Genomic DNA, 23,442 nt, shown 5'->3' with positions numbered 1-23,442 from the left:
TTTCATTAGTGTAGATATCTGTTCTTCAACTTTCATTGTTGACTCCCTAAGTAGTCAACTTTTTTCAGGACAAGACATCCTCTTTCGAGAGACGTAAGCATAGTTATAGAGAAACAAATAAGAATCCTAGGAGAAAACTTATGATTAAATTTAAACCGATCGCCCTGATGCTGGCTTTAGGCGCTTTCTATTGCCAGGGCGCTTTTGCTTCTCAGGTCACACTCTACGGCAAAATCGACGAAGGTCTGCTTGTTGGAAAGACTCGTCACGGTGATGCGACATTCCAAGTTAAATCCAGTTTTACTACCGGCTCCCGCTGGGGTATCAAAGGCGTTGAAGATTTGGGTAACGGCCTGAAAGTTGGTTTCATCCTCGAACAAGGTTATTCCGTAGATGACGGTGCTGCGGGAGACCCCGATCTTGCGTTTAACAGAGAGTCAGCGCTTTATGTTGACGGCGGATTTGGACGACTGACATTCGGCCGTCTCGGAACCTTAGGCTTCGCACAGAGCACCGGCATTCTTCGCGGCGCAATTTTTGGTGTTACGCACGGTGCCTCCGGCTGGGCTTCCGGCACAACATCCCTCCATTTCAGCCGAGTTGACAACGCTGTTGCCTATAAGACACCGTCTTTTGGCGGAGTAACGTTGCACGCAATGTACTCCAATGGTACTAACACGGATGACTCCAAGAATAAATGGTCTAAAAATAATCACTACTACGGCTTAGGCGCCTTGTATAGCTCCAAGACACTGAGCGGAAGTGTTATTTTTGAAACGATTGACTACAAGTCTTTAACTGGAAATACAAAGCATCCTTTGTACCATGTGACGATGGGCGGCTGGTGGCAGGTTGGTATTTTCCGCCCGATGGCGATTTACCAGTATCAGTGGGGCGAAAACAGATATAAACAGCATGCTGCGCAGATTGGTTCTCAGATCAAGCTTGGCGGCGGCACAGCAAAACTCGGCTTCAAGTATGTGACTCGTAAAATTGACGGCACCGCCTCTAAGATTGAAGGCGAAAAGAAAGGCAATCTCTGGAACGTTGGCGCTGGCTACGAATATCCGCTCTCCAAGAGAACTAAGGTATACGGCTTTGCCGGATACACGGACGGCGGAAAAGGCTGGGGTAAAGGCAAAAACCTCACTACTACCAACTTGAACGGCTATCAGATCGCCGTCGGTATGGTTCACGACTTCTAATACGTAGGAACATTTTCTCTACATAGAGACAATTCCTGGAAGCTTCCGGGCAGCACATCCTCCTAGTGTGGTTTGGCTGCCCGGTTTTTATTTTTCCTTTAAATCTTTTCATTGCGCAGCGCTGAGCAGGCGCTTGATAAGTTCGATATCTCTTTACAGATTTGAAACAGCACAAGTATTCGGCAGAATGACTTTACATGCGTCGCATTACTTTCTCCCGCTCGAAAGATCGATAAAAAGTGATAATCTCAAAAACTTCAAGCGGTTTGATATTGACTAAACGGTTACTCTGCCAATGACAATCCAATCAGCAGCAATTCTCGGAAGAGGCGCGCTTGGCGTGATGTACGGCTCTTTCCTGTCACCTCAGCTTCCTTCTGAACAAACTTATTTCCTGGCGGAACCCCATCGCGTGGAGCGTTATCGTCAGGAAAGAATTACCGTCAACGGAACGCCAGCAAACCTTTGCTTTAAAAGTCCTAAAGAACTCAATAAAGCGCCGGATCTTTTAATCGTGGCTCTTAAGGCGCCGGTCCTGAGACAGGCCCTTCGCTTGGTTAAGGACGCAGTGGATCAAAATACCATCGTGGTCTCGGTCATGAACGGAATCTCCAGCGAAGACATCATTGCTGAAGAGCTCGGACTGAAAAAGATTGTGCATTGTGTGGCGCAGAGGATGGACGCGTTGTTTCAGAACAACACACTGACGTACCGCACGTTTGGAGAACTTGTGATCGGCCTCAGCCCGCAAAATCGATCACAAATCGAAGCTCTGCAGGATACGGTTGAATTCTTCCGCCGAACTCAAATGCCGCATTTGGTCGACAGCAATATTATTCATCGAATGTGGTGCAAATGGATGCTGAATGTCGGTGTGAACCAAACGCTTTCCGTCTACAACGGCTGCTTCGAGATGATTCATAAGCCGGGAGAGGCCAGAGATGTCATGATCGGAGCGATGCGCGAAGTGCTGAAGCTCTCGGAGCTCGAGGGCACAGGGCTTACCGAGATGGATTTCAAAGAATATCTGAAAATTATTGACGAGCTGAACCCAAAAGGAATGCCGTCTATGCGGCAGGACCGTTTGGCTAAGCGCCCGACGGAAGTTGAGAGCTTCGCAGGAACAGTGATCGACAAGGCGGCTAGCTTCGGCTTAAACGTGCCGTTTAACGAGAAGCTTTATCGCCAGGTCAGACAGTTTGAGGCGGAATACCTGAAATAAGAACCGATGGATCGATAAAACGGTTCTATCGTTAAAATCAATCGATTGACTAGGAGTGGTGAAATGTCTAAGCATGTACTGATTATTGACTGCGGCTGCGAGAATTACGGCAGAGGCGGCTGCTTAAACCATTATCTGAGCAATATTGCCGACGAAGAACTTCAGAAGCTGGGCTATAGCACGGAAATCACACTCGTAGACAGTGAGTGGGAACCGGCAGCTGAAGCAGAAAAATTTAAACGCGCTGATTTCGTTATCGTGCAGACACCGGGTTGGTGGATGAGTACGCCTTGGCAGTTTAAACGCTATCTGGATCTTGTCTGGATGCAGCCCGGCATTGCGCACGGAGACGGCCGCCATCACGAAACTCCGACCAAGGGCTATGGCACCGGCGGTATTCTGAATGATAAGAAATACATGCTGAGCTCCACTTGGAATGCGCCGATTCAGGCTTTCACAGAAAAAGATCAGTTCTTTGAAGGAAAAGGCATCGACGGCGTTTTCTTCTGGCTCCACAAGGCGTTTGCCTTTATTGGCATGAAACCGATGGAATCCTTTATTTGCAATGACGTTCTTAAAAATCCCAAGATTGACGAAGACGTCAAACGCTGGAAGGATCACATTAAGAAAAACTTCGGTTAATTAAATTAGAAAGAAAACGGCGCAGAACTAAAAGTCCTGCGCCGTTTTGATTTTTAGAGCGAAAGATTAGCCTTCCATAGCGCCTGTCTCTTTGTCAAGACCAAATGCTTTATGGAGAGCGCGAACAGCGAGTTCCATGTACTTCTCATCCACAATGATCGAGGTGCGGATTTCAGAAGTGGAAATCATCTTGATGTTGAAGTTTTCCTCTGCGAGAACGCGGAACATCTTGGCTGCGACACCGGCGTGGCTGCGCATGCCGATACCGACGCAGGAAATCTTGGCGATGGAGGCGTCAGTCAGGATACCCTCTTCTCCGAGATAGGGAAGAACATTGTCCTTGAGGACCTGAAGAGTCTTGTCAAGATCGTTGCGGCTTACAGTGAAGCTGAAGTCCGTTAAACCGTTCTTAGCGGCGTTCTGAACAATCATGTCAACTTCAATGTTGGCTTCGGCGACATGACCGAGAATTTTATAAGCGATACCCGGGGTGTCAGGGACGTGCGGCAGAGTGATTTTGGCTTCGTTTCTGCTGAAAGCGATACCGGAAACAACGACTTTTTCCATCTTAGGATCATCCTCAAAAGTAATCAGGGTGCCGGAATTTTGCTCTTCATCCAGCGGAATATCAGGGTCTGTCAGGCTTGAGAGTACACGGGTCGGAATGTGGTACTTGCCTGCGAATTCGACGCTTCGAATCTGAAGAACTTTAGAGCCGAGAGAGGCCATTTCTAAAATTTCTTCAAAGGCAACAATGCTCAGTTTGCGGGCATTGCTGACGACACGGGGGTCGGTGGTGTAAATGCCGTCCACGTCTGTAAAGATCAGACATTCATCGGCTTTCAGAGCGGCGGCAAGCGCAACTGCGGATGTATCAGAGCCGCCGCGGCCGAGTGTTGTAATGTTGCCGTTTTCATCGCAGCCCTGGAAACCGGCGACGATGACAACTTTTCCTTCATCAAGATCCTTCTTAATGCGGTCGCCGTCAATTTCTTTAATGCGGGCTTTTGTGAACGCATCATCCGTAAGGACTCTAACTTGCGGACCGGTATAGCTTTTGGCTTTGAGTCCGATATTCTGAAGAGCCATTGCGAGGAGACCGATCGTGACCTGCTCACCGGTGGAAGCAATTACATCGAGTTCTCTGGGATCGGGATTTTTTTGAATTTCTTTTGCTAATGCGATCAGACGGTTGGTCTCTCCGCTCATCGCGGAAACAACCACCACAACCTGATGGCCGGCATTGTGCCACTTAGCAACTCTTCGGGCGACATTCTTGATTCGGTCAGTAGTGCCGACGGATGTGCCGCCGTATTTTTGAACAATCAGGGCCATGTTATATCTCTAAGTTTGGAGGGACTAGCGGTAACAATTGCTAGCGTTCAGATTTTTATTTTATGGAAAGAAATCGAAAATTCAGGAATGCTCAGAAATTTTTTTAACACTACGCGGTTAGAGATTTCCTGAGTCCTATGCCGTCTTTACATCATCATGCCGATATGGATAAATACAAAGAGTCCGCTAAAGAGCGTGATGAGATAAATGACAAGCGCAAAAAGATACGCGTAACGCGCAAGCGGCTGGGTCTTCAGGCGCCACGCGGCTCTGAATGACAGAACAGAAAACACAAATCCCCAGAGATACAGAATGACGGCGACGATCAAAAGGCAAAGACCTGCCGCGTCATAGTTGGTGTCCGGCCCGTACGAGAAGGCCATGCCGGTGCCGTAAAAGACTAAAAGCCAGAAAATGCTTCCGCAGAGCAGATAACCCCAAAATAATTTATGCACGGAGGCTGACGCCAGAAAATCCCGATTAAGGATTGATGATTTTTTATTTGTGTCCGCGGCAGCCGTCGGTTCTTCTTTAGGAGTATTGTCAGCCTGCTGTGTCATTTTCATTTCCTGTGTAAACAGAGAGTTCTACCAGATTCCGGTCCGGGTCCCTCAGATAAATGGATTGCATCGCTCCTTTGGCGCCACGCCTTTGGAGCGGTCCTTCAACTTCGACGCCCTGGTTCCTGAACGCTTCGGCGATTTTGTGCAGATCGCTTCCGGTTTCAATCTCCAGGCAGAAGTCGCCGCAGCCCGGTGTCGGATTTTCCGCCGCGGGCAAAAGCGGGTCGTTCTCGTCGTGGATATTTATTTTAGAGAACGGAAGATAAACTTCATAACGCCGTGATGTTTTTTCAACGCGTAGACCCAAATCGGAATAAAACTGCGCGAGTACCTGCGGCCGCGGGCTCGTGAGCACAAAGTGGTCGATTGCCCTGACCTTAAAGAGAGAGGAGGGCGCTTCAATCTTCGGTTCATAGGCGGGTTTTCCGTCTTTCAGAACAAAGTCGCCTTGGGCAAGCTGCGGATGACGGGCTAGGTAATCATCATTAATAATGATTTCGTTTCCGATAATTTTTCCAACCGAGATACGGTAAAGCGGTTTGGATCTTTTCTTAATCGGATCCCAAATGTTTTTGTATTCGAAAACGTATCTGGAATTTCTGACTTTCTGAATACCGAACTTCGCTTCTCTCAGATCGGTGACTCGCGCTTCATCTGACATCACAGGGCCTTTTGTGAAGAATGCCTATATTGGTCGTGAAATTTTACCCGTCTTTGCCCGCATGCTTAAACTCAAAAGCATACGGAAAGGCTGTAATCCGTTAAAACAGAAACACAGTATAGGAGATACTAATCATGGCATGTGACTGCAGCAAGACAGACAAAAAACCGGTTGAACAGAAACCCGAAGACAAAAACGTTGAAACTCTGAAGAAGATTGAAGAGGAAATGGTTGAAGTTGTCGATAAGGGCACGGAAGAAGGAGAATAATCTCCGACTTTTCTGAATAAAAAAGGACCTCGATGAGGAGGTCCGCTTTTAGGCGCCGGGTTCGAGAAAATCGGATCCGGCGTTTGCTGTGTTTAGAGCGTGACTTCTACGCTCTTGCCGATTTCATAGAAATGGCCGCCCGCCACGTAATGAAGAGAGCGAAGCTCTTCCGGGCCTTTTTCCAGATGCCAGTGGTTGTCGGAGAAGACACGGCTGTCGGCCCATGCCTTGACAATTTCTCCGACGAACATGTCATAGCTTTTTTCCATATGCGCTTCAGGAATACGCTTGATCAGCGCCCAAGCAGCGCAGCCTTCGGGAAGCGGAAAATCACAGCCTTCAATATTGAAGAACTTCAGACCGCTGTCCTGAATTTTGTTGGGATTGCCGTTCTTGCTGACAGAGCCGAGATAAAGCAGTTCCTTGCGGATGCCGTATCCCGGAACGGTCAGAAGGAAGTATTCAGCCTTATTCAAAATTTTGCGGGAGTAGTGAGTCGAGTCCACCACGACACTCATCTTTGTATAGTCAGCAGGACAGGCCCAGGAAGCAGGCATAACATCGATGTCGTCGCCTTCTTTGACTTCCAAAAACACCGTACCGCCTAAATTGAAGAGACGATAGGGGTTCTCAAGATCAACCGGTTTGACAAATTCTTTTTGACTCAATTTGTTCTCCTAAATGAATAAAAGCACAAGGCTGATATTTTAATTTAGGAACTAAATAATGCTTGCCCAAAAATAGCGCACTAAATCGGTGCATATTGCATCCTCTTAATTCTCTATATCGGTGCATAACTGTGCAGACGGTCGGATAAGGCCGTCTAAAACCGTGCATTTGGCTTACAAATAAAGTTGGCACGCTTCTTGCATGTGTACAAGTAGGAAGAAAAGGTTTGCAGAAGCAAACCCGCATCGGTCTAAAAGACTGAGCCGACTTCCCCGAATACAGCGGCTGTGCGGACGCCACAAGCTGAGCAGCTGCGGCTAATGGTTAATTTTCACTTCGCTTGGAGAATTTTATGTTTACTAAGAAACTTGTTCCGCTCGCTCTGGCCGCTTCTCTTGCGCTCTGCGGCGCATCCGTGTCGGCTAAGACCGAATTCGTCACGATTGGTACCGGCGGCATCACCGGTGTTTACTATCCGACAGGCGGCGCGATTGCCAAAATCGTCAACGCCAAAAAAGATCAGTACGGTGTACGCGCTTCCGTAGAATCCACGGGCGGCTCTAAATTCAATATCAACGCGATCGATTCCAAAGATCTTGACTTCGGTATCGCTCAGGCCGATACACAGTACATGGCCTACAACGGAAAAGGTCCCTGGGAAGGCAAGCCCGTTTCCAAGCTTCGCGCGGTGTTCGCTCTTGCTCCTGAAGCCGTGACATTCGTCGCAGCCGAAGACTCCGACATCAAGTCGATCAATGACGTCAAAGGCAAAACGATCAACCTTGGCGACCCGGGTTCAGGCAACCGCGTGAACTCTACCGATATTTTCAAATATGCCGGTATCGTTCCGGGCAAAGACTTCAGAGACGAAAAGCTCAAACCGGCTGACGCGCCCCGCGTGCTGCAGGACGGCCGTATTGACGGTTTCTTCTATACCGTCGGACATCCGAACGGCAACATCAAGGAAGCAACCGCAGGCAAACGCAAAGTCCGTATCGTTCCGATCACCGAGGTCGGCGATCTTCTGAAGGATGCGCCTTACTACGCAATGACAGAAATCCCGATGGATCAGTATCCAGACGCGACCAACGCCAAGGACAAGGTGAAAACGGTCGGCATGCTTGCCACGCTCGTGACATCGGCGGATACACCGGATGACGTTGTCTACGCGATCACTAAAGAAGTGATGACCAACCTTGATCAGTTCAAGAAGCTGCATCCTGCGCTCGCCGGTCTGACTCCCCAGAGCATGCTTGAAGGCCTGACCGCTCCGATCCATCCGGGCGCAATGAAGTACTACAAGGAAGCCGGCCTCATTAAATAAGCGCCGCTTCGCTTAAAAATGAAGACCCGCCGGCCTGCGGGTCTTCGCACCCCCGGTAGGGACCACAAAAAAATGAGAGGACGCCATGACGGACAAGAACAAAACAGAAATGCTTCTGCCTCAGGCAGGCATTCCCGGGTATATTCCCAAACCTAAAAAAGACGCGCCCGAAGATGTGATCGGGGAATATAAAAAGAAGGTTCAGCAGCAGGCCGAAAAAGGAATTGTCGGAGATAAGACAGGTCTGTCCGCTAAGCTGACCTATATCGTCGCTCTCGCATGGGCGTTTTTCCAGATGTCCACCGCTTCGTGGCTGCTTCTGGATTCTCTTTACGTGAAGGCGTTTCATTTGGCCTTCGCGCTTGCACTGATTTATCTCAATCTCCCAACGCTCAAATCCAATCTGAATTCGCGCTGGGACCTCCGTATTCTGCTTGCGATGAAACGCGTCACGATTGTCGACTTCATGATCGGCATCGTAGGCGTTATCGCCGCGCTTTATATTGTTATTGATTACGCCGGCATTTCCGAGCGGCCGGGGCAGCCGATCGGACGAGATCTGATATTCGGCGTGCTTCTTGTCGTCCTGATGCTTGAAGCGACAAGACGCGTGCTTGGCCCTGCGCTGCCGGTGATTTGCGGCGCGTTCATGGCCTACGTCTTCTTAGGCCCGTACCTTCCGGATGCAATTGCCTTTAAAGGTGCGACACTTTCCCGTTTCATCTCCCAGATCACTATGGATACGCAGGGTATCTATGGTGTGCCGCTTCATGTTTCCGCAACCGTCGTGTTCCTTTTTGTGATGTTCGGAACTATGCTTGACCGCGCGGGCGGCGGCGCGTTCTTTACTCGTTTGGCGATCTCCGGACTCGGACAGTACCGCGGAGGCGCCGCAAAGGCCGCAGTGGTGAGTTCGGCGCTCTCCGGAATGGTTTCGGGCTCTTCCATCGCCAACGTGGTGACGACCGGTACCTTTACGATTCCTTTGATGAAGCGTCTGGGCTATCCCGCCAAGAAGGCTGCCGCGATCGAGGTTGCTTCTTCGGTGAACGGACAGCTTGCCCCTCCGGTCATGGGCGCGGCCGCATTCATCATCGCCGAATACGTCAATGTTCCTTATGTAGAAGTGGCCAAAGCCGCTGCTGTTCCGGCATTCGCCTCTTACATCGGTCTGCTTTGGATCACGCATATTGAAGCCTGCAAGCTTGGTTTGAGAGGACTTCCCAAGAGCGAGCTTCCTCGATTTCTGATAGAGCTGAAAAACGGTCTGCATTATTTGATCCCGCTTGCCGTGCTTATTTGGGAGTTGGTGGTCGAGATGCATTCTGCAGAGCTCTCCGTTTTCAGAGCGATTCTGGCTCTTGCCATCATTATGGTTCTTCAGCCTGTCGCCATTGCCAGACTGCACAACGCTGATCTTTGGGCCGCCTTCAAGTTTGGTATTAAAAACACACTGAACGCTATGGCAGCCGGCGCCAATAATATGGCGGGCGTCGCGCTTGCCACAGCATCCGCCGGCATTATCGTGGGCTGCGTCTCGCTTGGTCTCGGCCAGCAGATCACATCCTTCGTGGAAGTGATGTCCATGGGCAACATCTTCCTGATGATCCTGATCACGGCTGTCGCGAGTCTGCTTCTTGGCATGGGTCTGCCGACGACAGCCAACTACATCATCATGGCATCGTTAACGGCGCCTGTGATTGTCGAACTTTCCACCGGTCTTTCACTGCACGGTCAGGAAATTGTGATTCCGCTGATCGCTGCCCATCTGTTCTGTCTGTACTTCGGTATTCTCGCCGACGATACGCCGCCCGTGGGTCTTGCCGCCTATGCCGGAGCCGCGATCGCCAAAGAAAACCCGATCTCAGTCGGTATTCAGGGCTTTTTGTACGACATCCGCACAGCGATCATCCCGATCTTCTTCCTCTTTAATTCCGACATTCTCCTTATTGGAATTGACTCTTGGGCAGCGAGCTTCTTTATCTTCGCAATGACCGGCCTCGGCATGGTTACGATGGCTTCTGCGGTGCAGGGCTGGCTGATCGGAAAATGCAATATTATCGAGCGTCTGCTTCTCTTGGCCTCGACCGTGATATTCATGTTCCCGGCGATGATTTCCGGTTTCGTTCTCCCGCACAGCCAGCGCTGGTGGGGCTACTTAGCTGCGATCGCGCTGCTTGGTCTCGTATTGGTTTGGCAGAAACTCCGGTATGACCCGAAGAAAGTTTCCGAGCGATCTGAAGAAATGATGGAGTCCGAGGAGCTCGCAGCCTCATAACAGTTTGACTATCCTTTCATTGTTCGTCATTTTCCGCAGCCCTAAAACCGCTGCGGTCTTTTTTTTAGGCATTAAAAAACGGAGCCGTCGCGGCTCCGTTATGTCCTATTCAGCTATGGCAGCGGTTATATCCAGCCTTTCTTACGGAATTCCTTGAGTTTCTCGACGAAGTACGTCATTTCAGCAGGCGTTCCGAGAGAAATACGGCACCACTGCAGAGCAGGCGGGAAGGGACGGCCCACCATGATGTTTTCGTCCTTCATATGTTCGAAGAACGGTTTCAGGGGCGCTTTCAAGTCGATAAATACGAAGTTGGTCTGGCTCGGAAGATACGGAATCTTGAGTTCATCCAAAGCTTTGTACAGAATTTCACGAGCTTTGTCGTTGCTTTCTTTGGATTCGGCAAGGAATTCCTTGTCGTTCATTTCCGCCATCGCTGCTGCCAGCGTGGACTGATTCATCATGACTTCGTAGGCGACGTGATCACGGATCTTGTTGATCACGCTGACGGCACCGATCGCATAGCCGAGACGCATACCGGCCATGGCGAAAATCTTGGAGAAAGTTTTCAGGACGACCAGATTGTCAAAGCCCTGTTTTACAAGTTCTACACCGGACTTGAAAGAAGGGTCATTGACAAATTCGCCGTAAGCTTCATCCAGAACGAAGAAGGTATTTTTCGGCTGAGACTTGATCCATTTGATCAAGAAGCCGCAGTCGGCAATGGTCGAAGTGGGGTTGTTCGGGTTCACCAGATAAACGATTACATGGTGCTTTTTAGCTTCGGAAGCGGCCGCTTTTTTGAGCGCTTCGAGATCGACACTCCAGTTCGGTCCCATCTTAACGTTCTTGATCGGCATGCCGTTGTGTTCGGCAACCATCGCGCCGTCACCGTAAGTCAGTTCCGGCTGAACGAGAACAGTGTTCTTCAGGTTGTAGGCCTCGATTGTGGCGCGAATCGCTTCCGCGGAGCCGTGTGTGAGAAGAACTTCATCGGGTGTGACGCCGACAAATTTAGCCAAGTCTTTCTTAAACTGAACCACCTGCTGGAAAGGGTAGCGGGAACCGTATAAAGCGGCCCTGGCGATGGCTTCTTTAGCCTTTTGGCTCATGCCGAGCGGGTTTTCGTTAAAGGATAAGAGCAAAGGATTTTGTTTAGTCGGTGCGGTAAATTCCGGCTGTTCGGCAAAGGCGGCGGAAGAGCCGGCAGAAACAAGAGCGGTACCAAGAGAGGCGCCGGTCAGACGAAAAAGCTGACGACGATTAAGAGTCATCACATATCTCCTAAATGAGTGAATGCCTTGATGTATAGTACATTATTGAAAAATTTTCCCTGAAATTTATGGATTTTCGATAATATTTTTATTCTCATTTCGAAGGCGCAGGCTGCTGCGAAATTTTTCTCGCAAATTATTTAAAACGACTGATGCGTATAAGTTGGTATTTGCGTCCGGCAATAAAAAAACTCCGCGCGGGCGGAGTTTGGTGTCGGCGGTGAAAGGCTTAGGCCTTCTTTTCGGGCTCAACGTAGCCTTCGGGATGGGCAACGCCTTCACCGAAGAAATGCGCTTCAATCTGTTCCATCAGCCACTTGCGGGCGCGGGGATCAGCCATAGAAAGGCGGTTTTCGTTAACAATCATGGTCTGAAGATGCTTCCACTGTTCCCAGGCTTCTTTGGAGACGTTGTTGTAAATCTTCATGCCAAGCGCGCCGGGAAGCGGCGGCAGATCGAGGCCTTCTGCCTCATGGCCGAGTTTTACGCACTGAACCATATGTGCCATTTGTATATTTCCTTTAAAAAGTTTCGGGATAGTGTACAGAGATTCTCCAAAATAGCTAGAGATCTTTGATAAAGATTTGTGAACGGCGCTGCCAGTTATAGAGTTTGCGCTTTTCGATCGGAAGGTCCTCGACGCTTGCCGGGCGGAATCCGCGCTTGAGGAACCAATGCATGGTTCGAGTGGTCAGCACGAACAATCGGGTAAGTCCGACTTTTCTGGCTTCGTTTTCAATATGTTTTAAAAGGCGTTCGCCGTCACCGGAACCCTGATAGGCGGAGTCAACCGTCAGTGCGCCCATTTCTCCGAGCTTCTCGTTGGGGAACGGGTAGAGGGCTGCACTGCCGTAAATAATTCCGTCATGCTCAAGCACATAGAATCGATTGATTTCGCGTTCAAGCTTTTCTCTCGGGCGCTTCACCAAGGTACCGTCTTCTTCAAGCGGTTCAAGCAGTTTGATGAGGCCGGAGACGTCGTCTGCGGTTGCCTGTCTGAGCGACTCGAGATTCTCAGACGTGATCATGGTTCCCACGCCGTCGTGCGTAAAGAACTCTTCAAGAATGCCGCCGTTGAGCGCGTAGGGGACAATGTGCACGCGCGAGACGCCGAGGTTAAGCGCTTTAAGAGCGTAGCGAAGGTTGTAAATATCCTCGTCATCGACAAGTTTTTTGCTCACAAATTCGTTTGCTTCCTGAACAGTCAGTTCGGTGACGACTTCACCGAATCTTCTGACACCGTCGACATTAGTGAGGAAGGCGAGTTTTTCCGCTTTAAGTTCGCCCGCGACAGAGGAGGCAAGATCTTCGCAGGTCAGATTGAACGCCTCTCCGGTCGGAGAGAAGCCGAGCGGAGCGATCAGCACGATATTGCCGAAATCGAGTTCTCTTTTAATCGCTTCCTTATCTACTTTGCGGACAACGCCGGTGAGCTGGTAATCGGTTCCGTCGATAATACCGAGGGGGCGCGCGGTCACGAAGTTTCCGCTGACGACGCGGCACTGGCTGTGCGCCATCGGAGTGTTCGGCAGTCCCTGTGAGAAAGCGGCCTCGATATCCAATCTGACTTCGCCTGCGGCTTCCTTTACGCAGCTGAGCGCCTGAGCGTCGGTGATGCGAATGCCGCTTACGTAGCGGGACTCGACGGCTTTCAGTCCCATGAGTTCTTCGACCTGCGGTCTTACGCCGTAGACGAGCACAATTCTTGCGCCGATCGCGGACATCATGCTGATATCGGCGATGAAGCTGTTGAAGTGATCTTCCCGGATCATTTCACCCGCAAGACAGATTACGACGGTCTTGCCGCGAATGGCGTGAATATAAGGCGCGACGCTTCTGAACCAGTCAACCCATTCAAGGCCCGGCTCTTCCATATCGGATGTGGTGTCAGTCATTGTCGAAATCAAGAATAAACGTTGCATAAAAATTAGGGACCATTTTAATGATTTTGATGCGCCGAATATTTTCTGCGGATCTTCATTCTGCGGTTTTAAGCGGATTGGTTTAAGAGAAATTCGGGATGGCTGCGGTCTTCTGATTTTTTAGGCGCACCGATACTTCTTTTGAAACATTTGCGCAGTCTTTAATCGTTTGGATATTCCTTGTCTCGGGCATAATCTTGCCTAACTAATTGAAGAAAAAGTTTTATCCTTACTCGAATTACTTATTGAAAAAGAATTCCACTGCCATGGCAGACAACTTTAAAGATTTAAGAGCAAAACTTGAAAAAGCGGCGGCCGCAAAGAAAACAGAACAACCGAAGGCTGCTGAAAAGAATGTAAAACCGGCGCAGCACAAAAAGGCTAATGTGCCAAAGACGGCTCCTCGAACAGAGAAGAAGACTGGGCAGCCGGAGAAAAAACAAACACCCCAGAAGAACAAGGTTCCGGTAAAAAAACAGCCCGGAACTTCTTTGAAGGACTTTTCTCAGCTGAAGGCGCTTCGCCATCAGATCGGATCGAGCGCGGAAGCCGAAAAGAAGAAAGAAGTAAAAAATAAAACACAGCCGAAGAAGACTGAGACAGCACCGTCTTCAGGCAAAAAGAGCGAAGTCAGAAACGTCCCGCCAAAACTTCAGCTCGAAGAGCAGCTGCCGGTTAGCGAAAGAGCAGATGAAATCGCCGAAGCGATAAAAAATAATCAGGTTGTGATCGTCTCGGGCGAAACCGGTTCCGGTAAAACAACCCAGCTTCCTAAAATCGCAATGATGGTCGGACGCGGCACAAAAGGCCTGATCGGACACACTCAGCCTCGCCGTATTGCGGCAACGTCGATTGCAAAAAGAATTTCTGAGGAAATGGGCGCCGAGCTCGGCTCTGTCGTGGGCTACAAGATTCGATTCAAGGATGAAATCCAGCCCGGCGCGTCCGTCAAACTGATGACAGACGGCATTCTCCTTGCTGAAACTCAGCACGACCGGCTCTTAAAGGCATATGACACGATCATCATTGACGAGGCGCATGAAAGAAGTCTCAATATCGATTTCCTGCTCGGCTACCTGCGGGAAATTCTGCCTAAGCGCCCCGATCTGAAAGTTATTATCACGTCGGCGACGATCGACTCGGAACGTTTTGCCAAACACTTTGAACCGGTCAACGGAAAACCTGTTCCGATTATTAATGTTTCGGGGCGTCTCTATCCGGTCCAAATCCGCTACCGTCCGATCGAAGATACGGACGAGAGCGACGATAAGACAATGATGAGCGCGATCGCCGATGCCTGCTCGGAACTGATGAGCGCGGGCAACGGAGATATTCTGGTCTTTCTTCCCGGCGAACGCGAAATCCGTGAAGCTTCTGAAGCACTTTCCGAATTCGCGCAGAAGGGCGTGGAAATTCTTCCGCTGTTTTCTCGCCTGAGTATCGAAGAGCAGGACCGAATTTTCCGGAGCGGCGGCCGAAGAAGGATTGTTCTTTCCACCAATATCGCTGAAACCTCGCTGACGGTTCCCGGGATTCGTTATGTGGTGGACAGCGGTCTGGCTCGTGTCAAACGCTATTCCTACCGCAATAAGGTGGAACAGCTGCAGGTCGAGGCGATCAGTCAGGCGGCCGCTCAGCAGAGAGCCGGTCGATGCGGCCGTGTCGCCAACGGTATCTGTATTCGTCTTTATGACGAGGACGATTTCAATCGCAGACCGGAATTTACTGATCCGGAAATTCTGCGAAGCTCTTTGGCAACCGTTATTCTTCGCATGAAATCACTTCACCTGACGGACGTCAGAGAGTTTCCTTTTGTCGAAGCGCCGCTTCCGAGAGCGATTTCCGACGGTTACGACCTTCTGAGGGAGCTGAATGCCGTGACGGAGCGAGGCGGAGAGCTGACTCAAATCGGCTGGAAACTCGCTCGCCTGCCGCTGGACGCAAGAATTGCGCGCATGCTGCAGGCCGCTGAAGAAAATCAGGCGCTTGCCGAAGTGCTTGTTATTGCTTCGGCGATCTCGATTCAGGATCCGCGCGAGCGACCCTTGGACGCTCAGGAAAAAGCAGCTGAAGCGCATAAAAAATTTGGTGATGATAAGAGTGACTTCAACTCCTGGCTCAAACTCTGGAACTGGACGCAGAACGAAATTGCGAATAAAGAAAGCAATCGACTGCTCGATCAGAAGTTCCGTCAGAATTTTCTTTCGGTCAAACGCCTTCGTGAGTGGCGCGACGTATATCGACAGCTGAAGGATTTGGTCGCGGAACTCGGCTGGCGCGTCAATACGGCGCCCGCAACGTACGAGCAGCTGCACAAGGCGCTGCTTACGGGACTCTTGGGCAACGTCGGCTTTAAGAATTTAGATGCGGATTTCCGCACTCCGCCTTATACAGGTGCCCGAGGCATTAAGTTCTGGCCTTGGCCCGGCTCCTCCATTGCGAAAAAGAGCGGCAAATGGATCATGGCGTCCGAATTAATGGAAACGTCACGCTTATATGCGAGAACGATCGCCAATATCGAGCCGGAATGGCTCGAGAAGGTCGGAGCGCACCTTCTGAAAAAATCCTGGAGTGATCCGCATTGGGAAAAGAAAGCCGGTCATGTGGTCGCGTTTGAAAAAGCGACGCTCTACGGTCTTCCGGTGTACGGACAGAGAAGAGTGGATTTCTCTAAGAAAGATCCTGCGCTCGCAAGAGAACTCTTCATCAGAGAAGCGCTCGTACAGGAGGACTACGAGAGCAGGGCGCCGTTCTGGCAGCACAATATGGCGATGATCCGTGATATTCGTGAGATGGAACACAAGTCACGGCGTCCGGACGTGCTGGTGGATGACAGTCTGATTTATGACTTTTATGACAAACGGATTCCGAAAGAAGTTATCAGTCAGAGCACTTTTGATAAGTGGCGCGCTCAGGTAGAGCAGGACAGCCAGAAACTGCTTTACCTGACAAAAAACGATCTGATGCGCCATGACGCTTCCGGCATTACGATCGAATATTTCCCGAAGAAACTGGAAATCGCCGGCGTCCCGATGGCGCTCAACTATAACTTTGATCCGGGCAGCGTTCGCGACGGCGTCACACTTACGGTGCCGCTCTTTGCGCTGAATCAGCTTGACGCGGAACGACTCGAGTGGCTCGTGCCCGGTATGGTCAAAGAAAAAGTTCAGATGCTCCTCAAGAGTCTTCCGCAGAGGCTGAGACGTCATTTTGTGCCGCTGCCCGATTGGGCGAAAGCCTTTGCTCAGCGTCACGAGGTCCCTAAAGGAGACCTGTTTGAGACGATTATCGCCGAAGCCAAAGAACAGTTCCGAATCGATATCCGTAAGTCGGATTTCAAATTGGAAATGCTGCCGCCGCATCTCAGCATGAATTACAAAGTGGTGGATGAACACGGCAGACAGCTCGATATGTCGCGAAGCATCCCTCAGCTGAGAAGCGCGCTCAGCGCTCAGGCGCGAGAGACCTTTCAGAATATCGCTTCAAAAGACAGCAAAGTTGCAGAAGAGCTTCAGGAGCAAATTACGGAATGGAATTTCGGAGAACTGCCCGAAGTCATGGAAATTAAACGCAAGGGCCTTTCTTTAATCGGACATCCCGCGCTCGTGGATAAAGGAGAATACTGCTCTCTTGAGGTCTTTGACGATCCCCAGCAAGCTCAGGAGCTTCATAAGAAAGGTTTGGTGCGCCTGATTCGAATCGCTCTGAAGGAGCAGATTAAATACCTCGATAAAAATCTGAAGTCGCTTCAGACAACGCAGATACAGGGCGCGTCAATCGTGAGCCTTAGAAAAGCATTTCCGTCATTTGAGGAAATCAAAGCCGACGTGATTGATGCTGCGATTGAAAGCGCCGCGTTTACGGAGGAGCTCCCGATGAATAAAGAACAATTCGGGGAAATGATCGGCAGAGTCAAAGAAAAACTGAATCTGCTCGCACTCGAACTCGGGAGGCTTCTTTCCGCGATTGTTGCCGAAGCCGCGCTCGCTCAGCAAAAGCTTAACGGCATCAAAGCCTACGAAAAAGTGCACGAAGATATCACGCAGCAGCTTTTCGATCTGTTTGAACCGCACTTTATCAGGAAGGTACCGATGGATCGCCTCAAACACTATTCGCGGTATATGAAAGCGATTCAGGTACGCATTGAGCGGCTGAGAAACGATCCGAACAGGGACGCCGAACGCATGGAAAGCATCCATGAACTGACGGTCCCCTATAAGCGTGAGCTTGCTTCGCGTAAGGGCGTCTATGATCCGCAGCTTGCCGAATTCGCCAACATGCTCCAGGAGCTTCGTGTTTCGCTCTTTGCGCAGGAATTGCGAACTCCTGTACCCATTAGTGTGAAAAGACTGAAAAAAATGTGGGAAAGCATCGTAAGAAAATGGTAAGTTTTTAATGCTGCCTGCGGATTTTTGATAGGTAATTTCCCGTATTTTTCTGCCAACTGGCGGATTTTACGTGCTTCTTTATTTGCATCTAAGCATAAATAAAGTCAAAATTTAACTGCGTGCGGCAAATCAAATCATAAGGGGAAGTAAATGCGGCTACTTGCGTCGTTTTTTTGTGCATTTTTTCTTTTAACGGCTTCAGCGGCGCCGGAAGTTCAGGCAGCTCAGAACAAACGTCCGGCAGCGGTTAAGAAAGTGAACACGACAAAAACCGCAAAAGCCCCGGCAAAGAAGGCCGCAAGCGCAAAGAAAGCCTCCAAAGGAAAGAAGAACGTCGCAGCCGCCCGCAAAACGACTAAGAAAGTTTCCTCTTCAGCCTCCCGCAAGTTTGCTTCCTCCAAACATTACGCAAAGAAGAAAAAGACCTACGCACGCCGTCACGTGAGAGGACCCTCGTACGCTCAGCTGATGGGACTGCGCGGCTCCTCCGATCCGCTCGCGCTCTCGACCACGGCAGTGCTTGCCTATGATATGGAAAATGATCAGATTCTCTATGAGAAGAACGCCGATACCTCGCTTCCGATCGCTTCCATTACCAAGCTGATGACCGCGCTTGTGATCGTGGAGTCCGGTGTTGATCTGGATCAGAAGTTTGCCGTGACGACCGAGGATTTTGTTAAGTCAAGCGCACGCAGCAAGCTGAGAAAAGGCATGGTCCTCTCCCGCAAACAGGCGCTTCATCTGGCTTTAATGAGTTCAGACAACCGCGCAGCGCATTTCCTTGCAAGAACATTCCCGGGCGGAAAAGCCAAGTTCATTTCCGAAATGAACGCAAAGGCGGTTCTGCTTGCGATGGATGACTCGGTTTTTTACGACTCAATCGGTCTCAATAACGGTAACAAGTGTTCCGCGCTTGATCTGTCGCACTTGATCGCGGCGGCTGCCGAGCACGATGTGATTCGTGATCTTTCGACAACACCTGAAGCTTCCTTCAGCGTCGGAAAGCGTTATGTTGTGAGCCGAACAACCAATAGTTTTGTCGCTAATGACAACTGGGATATCGAACTTCAGAAAACCGGTCTGACGACGGCCGCAGGCTACTGCATGGTTATGCAGACCAATATTTCCGGACGTCCCGTGGCGATGATTTTCCTTGACGCGCCCAACAAAGCAGCCCGCAACCACGATATACAGAAGCTGCACGACTGGCTGACTAACGGTAAGATGCTGGAAACGGCCTCGCTGAACTAACAGAAGTTTCAATGATTCATCCTGCGTCCGAATGCCAGAGCATCGGCGCGGGAAAGTTTTTTTAGAGCCGGCATTATTGTCGGAATTTGCAACTGAAGAGAATGCTTGAGCGGATGAAGAGCGGTCGATGCGCTAAACTCGTGCGATATTAAAAACATACGGGAAAAGCTGTGAGAGAGATTTGTCTGGATACCGAAACCACCGGCTTCGCGGTTAAAGAAGGCGACCGCATTATCGAAATCGGCTGCGTGGAGCTGAGTGATCACGGCATCACGAATCGGAACTTTCATACTTATTTAAACCCTGAAAGAAAGATGGAAGCCGACGTGATCGAGGTGCATAAGATCACGAACGAGATGCTGGTCGACAAGCCTAAGTTTGAAGACAAGGCCGACGAATTTATCGATTTCGTCAAAGGCGCTCGTCTGATTATTCATAACGCGGCATTCGATGAGGGCTTCCTGGACGCTGAACTGGAAAAGATCGGCAAACCCAAGCTTCGCGATCTCGGGTGCGAAATTGTGGATTCTTTGGAAATCGCAAGAAGCGTCTATCCGCAGATGCACAATAACCTGGACGCGCTCTGCAAACGCCTCAATATCGATACCTCTCAGCGCGAGAGAGAGGGGCACGGTGCTCTGCTCGACGCGGAACTTCTCGCTCAGGTTTACTTGGTTCTCAAACAGCAGCAGACCTCGTTCGATATGGACGCGGCGTCTGTCGCGTCCGTTGCGCGCCACGAGAGTGTCTCCGTCGGGGAGCTTCCGGTGATCCGCGCTTCAGAAGAAGATTTAAGCGAGCATGAGCGTGTGCTGGAGATGGTCAGAAAATCCGCAAAGGGCCCCGCGCTCTACGATATTGACGAGACGGAATTTGCGCAGAAGCGTGCGGAAGAACAGAAGGAACTGGACGAGAAAGCGGCCAAGATGAAGTCGCTTCTTGAGAAACTCTGATCGGGGCGGTTCCTCGTCCGGGTTTCGCTCAATGCGTTACAGTTCGCGGGAATCAGAAAAGAGATAAAACAGCATATTGAATGTTCCGAATACGGGACACACGGACCGCCAGTGTTGGTCCGCAATTGGAAAGGATTAATCGTATGACAGAAAACAGAAGAAGCCGAGGCGGCAGAAATACGCCGTTCAGATCGGCTGCGCCTCGGACAGTTCGTCCTTTGGACGCGCGCGGAATGCCTCGCGGAGAAAATAAGCCGAGGACCGCCTCTTCAGTGCCCGCGGATGTGAAGGGCGAAAAAATTCAAAAAGTACTCGCTGACGCGGGTGTCGGTTCCCGCCGGGATATGGAACAGCGCATTGCCGAGGGCAGAATCTCGGTGAACGGGGAGCCCGCTCATATCGGCCAGCGCGTCTTCCCGACCGATATCATTCGCATGGACGGTCGAGCAGTGCGCAGAGCGAGCGTTCGCGAGAATAATGTTCCGCGTGTACTTATTTATCACAAGCCCGCAGGCGAAATCGTTTCGCGTGACGATCCGGAAGGCAGACCGACGGTTTTTGATCATCTGCCGCGCATGGGCGGAGCCCGCTGGATTAATGTGGGACGACTCGACTTTAATACCGAAGGCCTTCTTATTTTTACTACGGACGGCGCGCTCGCGAACTATCTGATGCATCCGCGCAACTGTATTGTCCGCGAATACGCGGTTCGTGTTCAAGGGACGATGTCGCCTGAAGCGAAAGAAGCGCTCCTCAAAGGCGTTAAGCTCGAAGACGGAACTGCGAAATTCGCAACGATTGAGGAGGGCGGCGGCAAAGGATTTAACCGCTGGTACAACGTGACGCTCAGCGAGGGAAGAAACCGTGAGGTTCGCCGCATGTTTGACGCGGTGGGTCTGCCGGTCTCGCGCCTGATTCGTGTGAAATACGGAGAACTGGAGCTGCCGCAGAAACTTCCGAGAGGAAAGTTTGAACAACTGACACCGGAAGAGACTCAGGCCTGGTTTGCCGCGATCGGATATAAAGGCGGCTCAGATTCGCCCAATTCGAGAAACTCAGCCAAGAGCTCTGAAACCGGCGCAAAAGTGAAGACGCGTGCAGTCGATCCGCTGAAAAGCACGGCACACTACCTTTCCGAGGGACGTATCGAAGGGGTTCCCGCAAGACGCAGACCGAGCCGCGGCCGATTTAACTCAAAAGAAAAGTTACGATAATTCCGAATATTAGGGCAAATAAGGGTGTAGAATTACGGCAAATTATGTTAGGGCGGTCTGCTGAAACAGCGAATCGGCCCTGACAGCGTGTCCGCTTTGTGTGCGAACACGTCCCTGTCATAGTGTTTATAAAGATGGGCTTTGCAGCCCATTTTTTTTTGATTTTTGAAATTTAGGTGTATCGGTAAATGGCAGTTTCAGCACAGTTATTTGAGATGATCGATACCACGGTTGAAGGGCTTGGATACGAGCTTGTCGACGTGGAGAGATTAGCGCGCGGCCTGATCCGTGTCACGATCGACAAGGAAGGCGGTATTTCCCTTGACGACTGCGAACGAGTCAGCAATCAGCTTAATACGATGATGACGGTTGAAAATGTGGATTATGACCGTCTTGAAGTGTCTTCTCCGGGCGTGGATCGTCCCCTGAAGCGCGCACGTGACTTTGTTCGGTTCGTCGGTCAGATGGTTCATGTTGAACTGTTTACGCCGCTCATGGCGCCGGGACTTCCGGAAAACGGACGCCGCCGCATGGACGGAACGCTGCTCAGCGTTGAAGGCGAGGAGACCAATCCGGTCCTCACGCTGAAACTGTGCGAAGGACGCCTTGCACGTACACCGAGTGAAAAGAATAGATCCGCGAAGGCCGCGAAGAATAAACCGGCCGAACCGGAAGTTATTGTGAGTTTCCCCTTCAAAGATATCGAAAAAGCCAACTTGATTCCTGAGTTGGATTTCAAAGGATCGAAATAAATGAGCCGAGCTTTATTAGAAATGGTTGAAGTCCTCGCCCATGAAAAAAACGTGGACAAAAGCGTCGTACTCGGCGCACTTGAAAGCGCGCTCGCGAGCGCGGTAAAAAAATCCGAATTCCCCGGAACAGACGCTGACATCGTAGTGAAAGTCGACCCCGAGACCGGCGATCAGCAGGTCTGGCGTCAGTGGAAGATCGTGCCCGATGAGGACGGTCTGCAGGAACCCGATCGTGAAATTCTTCACTGGGAAGCCGAAGAAGACTACAGCGATCAGGGCCCGACAGAAATCGGCGACTACGTTAAAGAGCCTCTTAAAGAAGTCAATGTTACCGGCCGCCGTTTCGCGACTGATGCCAAACAGGTCATTCTCCAGAAGCTGAGAGAAGCGGAGCGTACTCAGCTGCTTAACGAATTCCTTGCCAATTACAAGGACGTTAAGATCGTGACCGGTCAGGTCAAGCGCTTTGATAAGTCCGATATGATCGTTGAAATCGGCCGTATCGACGCTCGTCTGCCGAGAAGCGAAATGATCCCCAACGAGATCTATCGTATCAACGACCGCATTCGTGCCTACATTCTTAAGATTGATCCGACCTCTCGTCAGCAGCAGATCATCCTCAGCCGTACCTGCAACGAGTTCCTTGCCGAACTGCTTCGTCAGGTTGTGCCGGAATTCAACGAAGGCCTGCTTGAGATGAAGGGCGTAGCGCGTATCCCCGGACGCCGCGCTAAAGTCGCCGTTCAGGTTAAGGATAAGAGAATCGATCCGATCGGCAGCTGCGTCGGTGTTCGCGGCGCCCGCATTCAGAGCGTTTCTTCCGAGCTCTTCAACGAACGAGTCGACATTATCCGCTGGTCGGATCAGCCCGCTGAGTTCGTGATCAGCTCACTTTCTCCGGCAACGATTTCTTCCATCATCGTTCATGAAGATGAGGGCAGAATGGAAGTTGTGACTCCGGATGAAGAAAACACAAGAATCGCCAAGGGCACCGATTACATCAACGTGAAGCTTGCTTCGGCGCTGACCGGCTATGAGATTGACGTGATGGATCACGATCAGGCAGAGAAAAAGCGTGAAGAAGAAATCGCACCGCGCCGCAAAGAACTTATGGACGCGCTGAACGTGGACGAGGAAATCGCGCAGCTTCTGATTGAAAACGGTATTGAAACCGTTGAAGAAGTGGCTTATCTGCCGGAGGAAGAGCTCCTCAGCATCGAACAGTTTGATGAAGACCTCGTCAAGGAACTTCGTTCTGTCGCACGCAACGCTTTGATCACAAAAGCGCTCAAGAGGGAAGAGCTGCTGAAGTGGGCTGATCCCGCTTTGATCGACCTCAGCGGTATGACGACAGAAATCGCAGAGAAGCTGCATCCGGCCGGCATCACGAATCTTGAACAGCTTGCCGACTTGGCTACTGACGAGCTGGTTGAAATGACCGGTATCAGCGAAGAGAAGGCTGCGGAACTTATTACTAAGGCCCGCGAACATTGGAACCAGTAACGACGGGAGAACAATAA

General features: G+C 50.7%; 19 protein-coding genes. 12 read left to right on the top strand and 7 right to left on the bottom strand.

Annotation, left to right across the window (positions count from 1 at the left end):
- Positions 1-140: 140 nt before the first annotated feature.
- The 3 genes from E5987_RS01730 to E5987_RS01720 all read left to right on the top strand — a co-directional run bounded on the left by E5987_RS01730 (position 141) and on the right by E5987_RS01720 (position 3,069).
- Positions 141-1,205, top strand: coding sequence for a porin (locus E5987_RS01730; protein ID WP_160334357.1), 1,065 nt, complete (start codon positions 141-143; stop codon positions 1,203-1,205).
- A gap of 295 nt (positions 1,206-1,500) precedes the next feature.
- Positions 1,501-2,427, top strand: a complete 927-nt coding sequence (locus E5987_RS01725; protein ID WP_160334356.1) for a ketopantoate reductase family protein — start codon at positions 1,501-1,503, stop codon at positions 2,425-2,427.
- 63 nt (positions 2,428-2,490) lie between these two features.
- Positions 2,491-3,069 (top strand): NAD(P)H-dependent oxidoreductase, encoded by a 579-nt coding sequence (locus tag E5987_RS01720; protein ID WP_160334355.1) that lies wholly within the window; start codon positions 2,491-2,493, stop codon positions 3,067-3,069.
- 66 nt (positions 3,070-3,135) lie between these two features.
- On the opposite strand, the gene E5987_RS01715 is transcribed toward E5987_RS01720, so the two are convergent.
- The 3 genes from E5987_RS01715 to E5987_RS01705 form a co-directional block, all read right to left on the bottom strand.
- Positions 3,136-4,404, bottom strand: a complete 1,269-nt coding sequence (locus E5987_RS01715; RefSeq protein ID WP_160334354.1) for an aspartate kinase — start codon at positions 4,402-4,404, stop codon at positions 3,136-3,138.
- 146 nt (positions 4,405-4,550) lie between these two features.
- Positions 4,551-4,964: a hypothetical protein gene (locus E5987_RS01710; RefSeq protein ID WP_160334353.1), complete on the bottom strand. Its 414-nt coding sequence runs from the start codon at positions 4,962-4,964 to the stop codon at positions 4,551-4,553.
- Complete coding sequence (locus tag E5987_RS01705; RefSeq protein ID WP_160334352.1) at positions 4,948-5,628, bottom strand: VOC family protein; 681 nt, start codon at positions 5,626-5,628, stop codon at positions 4,948-4,950. The genes E5987_RS01710 and E5987_RS01705 overlap by 17 nt, the downstream gene beginning before the upstream one ends.
- Positions 5,629-5,762: 134 nt before the next feature.
- On the opposite strand from E5987_RS01705, the gene E5987_RS13260 reads away from it, so the two are divergent.
- Positions 5,763-5,897, top strand: a complete 135-nt coding sequence (locus E5987_RS13260; RefSeq protein ID WP_255453126.1) for a hypothetical protein — start codon at positions 5,763-5,765, stop codon at positions 5,895-5,897.
- A gap of 92 nt (positions 5,898-5,989) precedes the next feature.
- Here the strand turns inward: E5987_RS13260 and E5987_RS01700 are convergent, their stop codons facing one another.
- Positions 5,990-6,565: a flavin reductase gene (locus E5987_RS01700; RefSeq protein ID WP_160334351.1), complete on the bottom strand. Its 576-nt coding sequence runs from the start codon at positions 6,563-6,565 to the stop codon at positions 5,990-5,992.
- 353 nt (positions 6,566-6,918) lie between these two features.
- Between E5987_RS01700 and E5987_RS01695 the strand changes: the two genes are divergently transcribed.
- Entirely contained in the window at positions 6,919-7,890 is a 972-nt protein-coding gene (locus E5987_RS01695) for a TAXI family TRAP transporter solute-binding subunit (protein ID WP_160334350.1), read from the top strand.
- Positions 7,891-7,975: 85 nt separating this feature from the next.
- Positions 7,976-10,168: a TRAP transporter permease gene (locus E5987_RS01690; protein WP_160334349.1), complete on the top strand. Its 2,193-nt coding sequence runs from the start codon at positions 7,976-7,978 to the stop codon at positions 10,166-10,168.
- A 125-nt stretch (positions 10,169-10,293) separates the two neighbouring features.
- Here the strand turns inward: E5987_RS01690 and E5987_RS01685 are convergent, their stop codons facing one another.
- The 3 genes from E5987_RS01685 to argA form a co-directional block, all read right to left on the bottom strand.
- A complete protein-coding gene (locus tag E5987_RS01685) occupies positions 10,294-11,442 on the bottom strand; it encodes a pyridoxal phosphate-dependent aminotransferase (protein ID WP_160334348.1) in 1,149 nt (382 codons plus the stop codon).
- Positions 11,443-11,671: 229 nt separating this feature from the next.
- The gene (locus tag E5987_RS01680) at positions 11,672-11,950 is read right to left on the bottom strand and encodes an oxidative damage protection protein (protein ID WP_160334347.1); all 279 of its coding nucleotides are present in this window, start codon (positions 11,948-11,950) and stop codon (positions 11,672-11,674) included.
- A gap of 55 nt (positions 11,951-12,005) precedes the next feature.
- Positions 12,006-13,337 carry an amino-acid N-acetyltransferase gene (argA, locus tag E5987_RS01675; RefSeq protein ID WP_202074520.1) on the bottom strand — a complete coding sequence of 444 codons (1,332 nt, stop codon included), beginning with the start codon at positions 13,335-13,337 and terminating at the stop codon, positions 12,006-12,008.
- 293 nt (positions 13,338-13,630) lie between these two features.
- Here argA and hrpA point away from each other — a divergent pair, with 293 nt between their 5' ends.
- The 6 genes from hrpA to nusA all read left to right on the top strand — a co-directional run bounded on the left by hrpA (position 13,631) and on the right by nusA (position 23,425).
- A complete protein-coding gene (gene hrpA, locus E5987_RS01670; RefSeq protein ID WP_160334346.1) occupies positions 13,631-17,752 on the top strand; it encodes an ATP-dependent RNA helicase HrpA in 4,122 nt (1,373 codons plus the stop codon).
- A 150-nt stretch (positions 17,753-17,902) separates the two neighbouring features.
- Entirely contained in the window at positions 17,903-19,003 is a 1,101-nt protein-coding gene (locus E5987_RS01665) for a D-alanyl-D-alanine carboxypeptidase family protein (RefSeq protein WP_160334345.1), read from the top strand.
- Positions 19,004-19,173: 170 nt separating this feature from the next.
- Positions 19,174-19,956, top strand: coding sequence for a DNA polymerase III subunit epsilon (dnaQ, locus tag E5987_RS01660; RefSeq protein WP_160334344.1), 783 nt, complete (start codon positions 19,174-19,176; stop codon positions 19,954-19,956).
- A gap of 143 nt (positions 19,957-20,099) precedes the next feature.
- On the top strand, positions 20,100-21,170 hold the full coding sequence (gene rluB / locus E5987_RS01655) for a 23S rRNA pseudouridine(2605) synthase RluB (protein WP_160334343.1): 1,071 nt from the start codon (positions 20,100-20,102) through the stop codon (positions 21,168-21,170).
- A 188-nt stretch (positions 21,171-21,358) separates the two neighbouring features.
- Entirely contained in the window at positions 21,359-21,922 is a 564-nt protein-coding gene (rimP, locus tag E5987_RS01650) for a ribosome maturation factor RimP (protein WP_160334342.1), read from the top strand.
- The gene (nusA, locus tag E5987_RS01645; RefSeq protein ID WP_160334341.1) at positions 21,923-23,425 is read left to right on the top strand and encodes a transcription termination factor NusA; all 1,503 of its coding nucleotides are present in this window, start codon (positions 21,923-21,925) and stop codon (positions 23,423-23,425) included.
- Positions 23,426-23,442: the final 17 nt, after the last annotated feature.

It is taken from the genome of Parasutterella muris (assembly GCF_009767915.1).
Taxonomy (GTDB): Bacteria; Pseudomonadota; Gammaproteobacteria; order Burkholderiales; family Burkholderiaceae_F; genus Parasutterella; species Parasutterella muris.
This window is presented reverse-complemented; position numbering and strand designations above follow the sequence as displayed.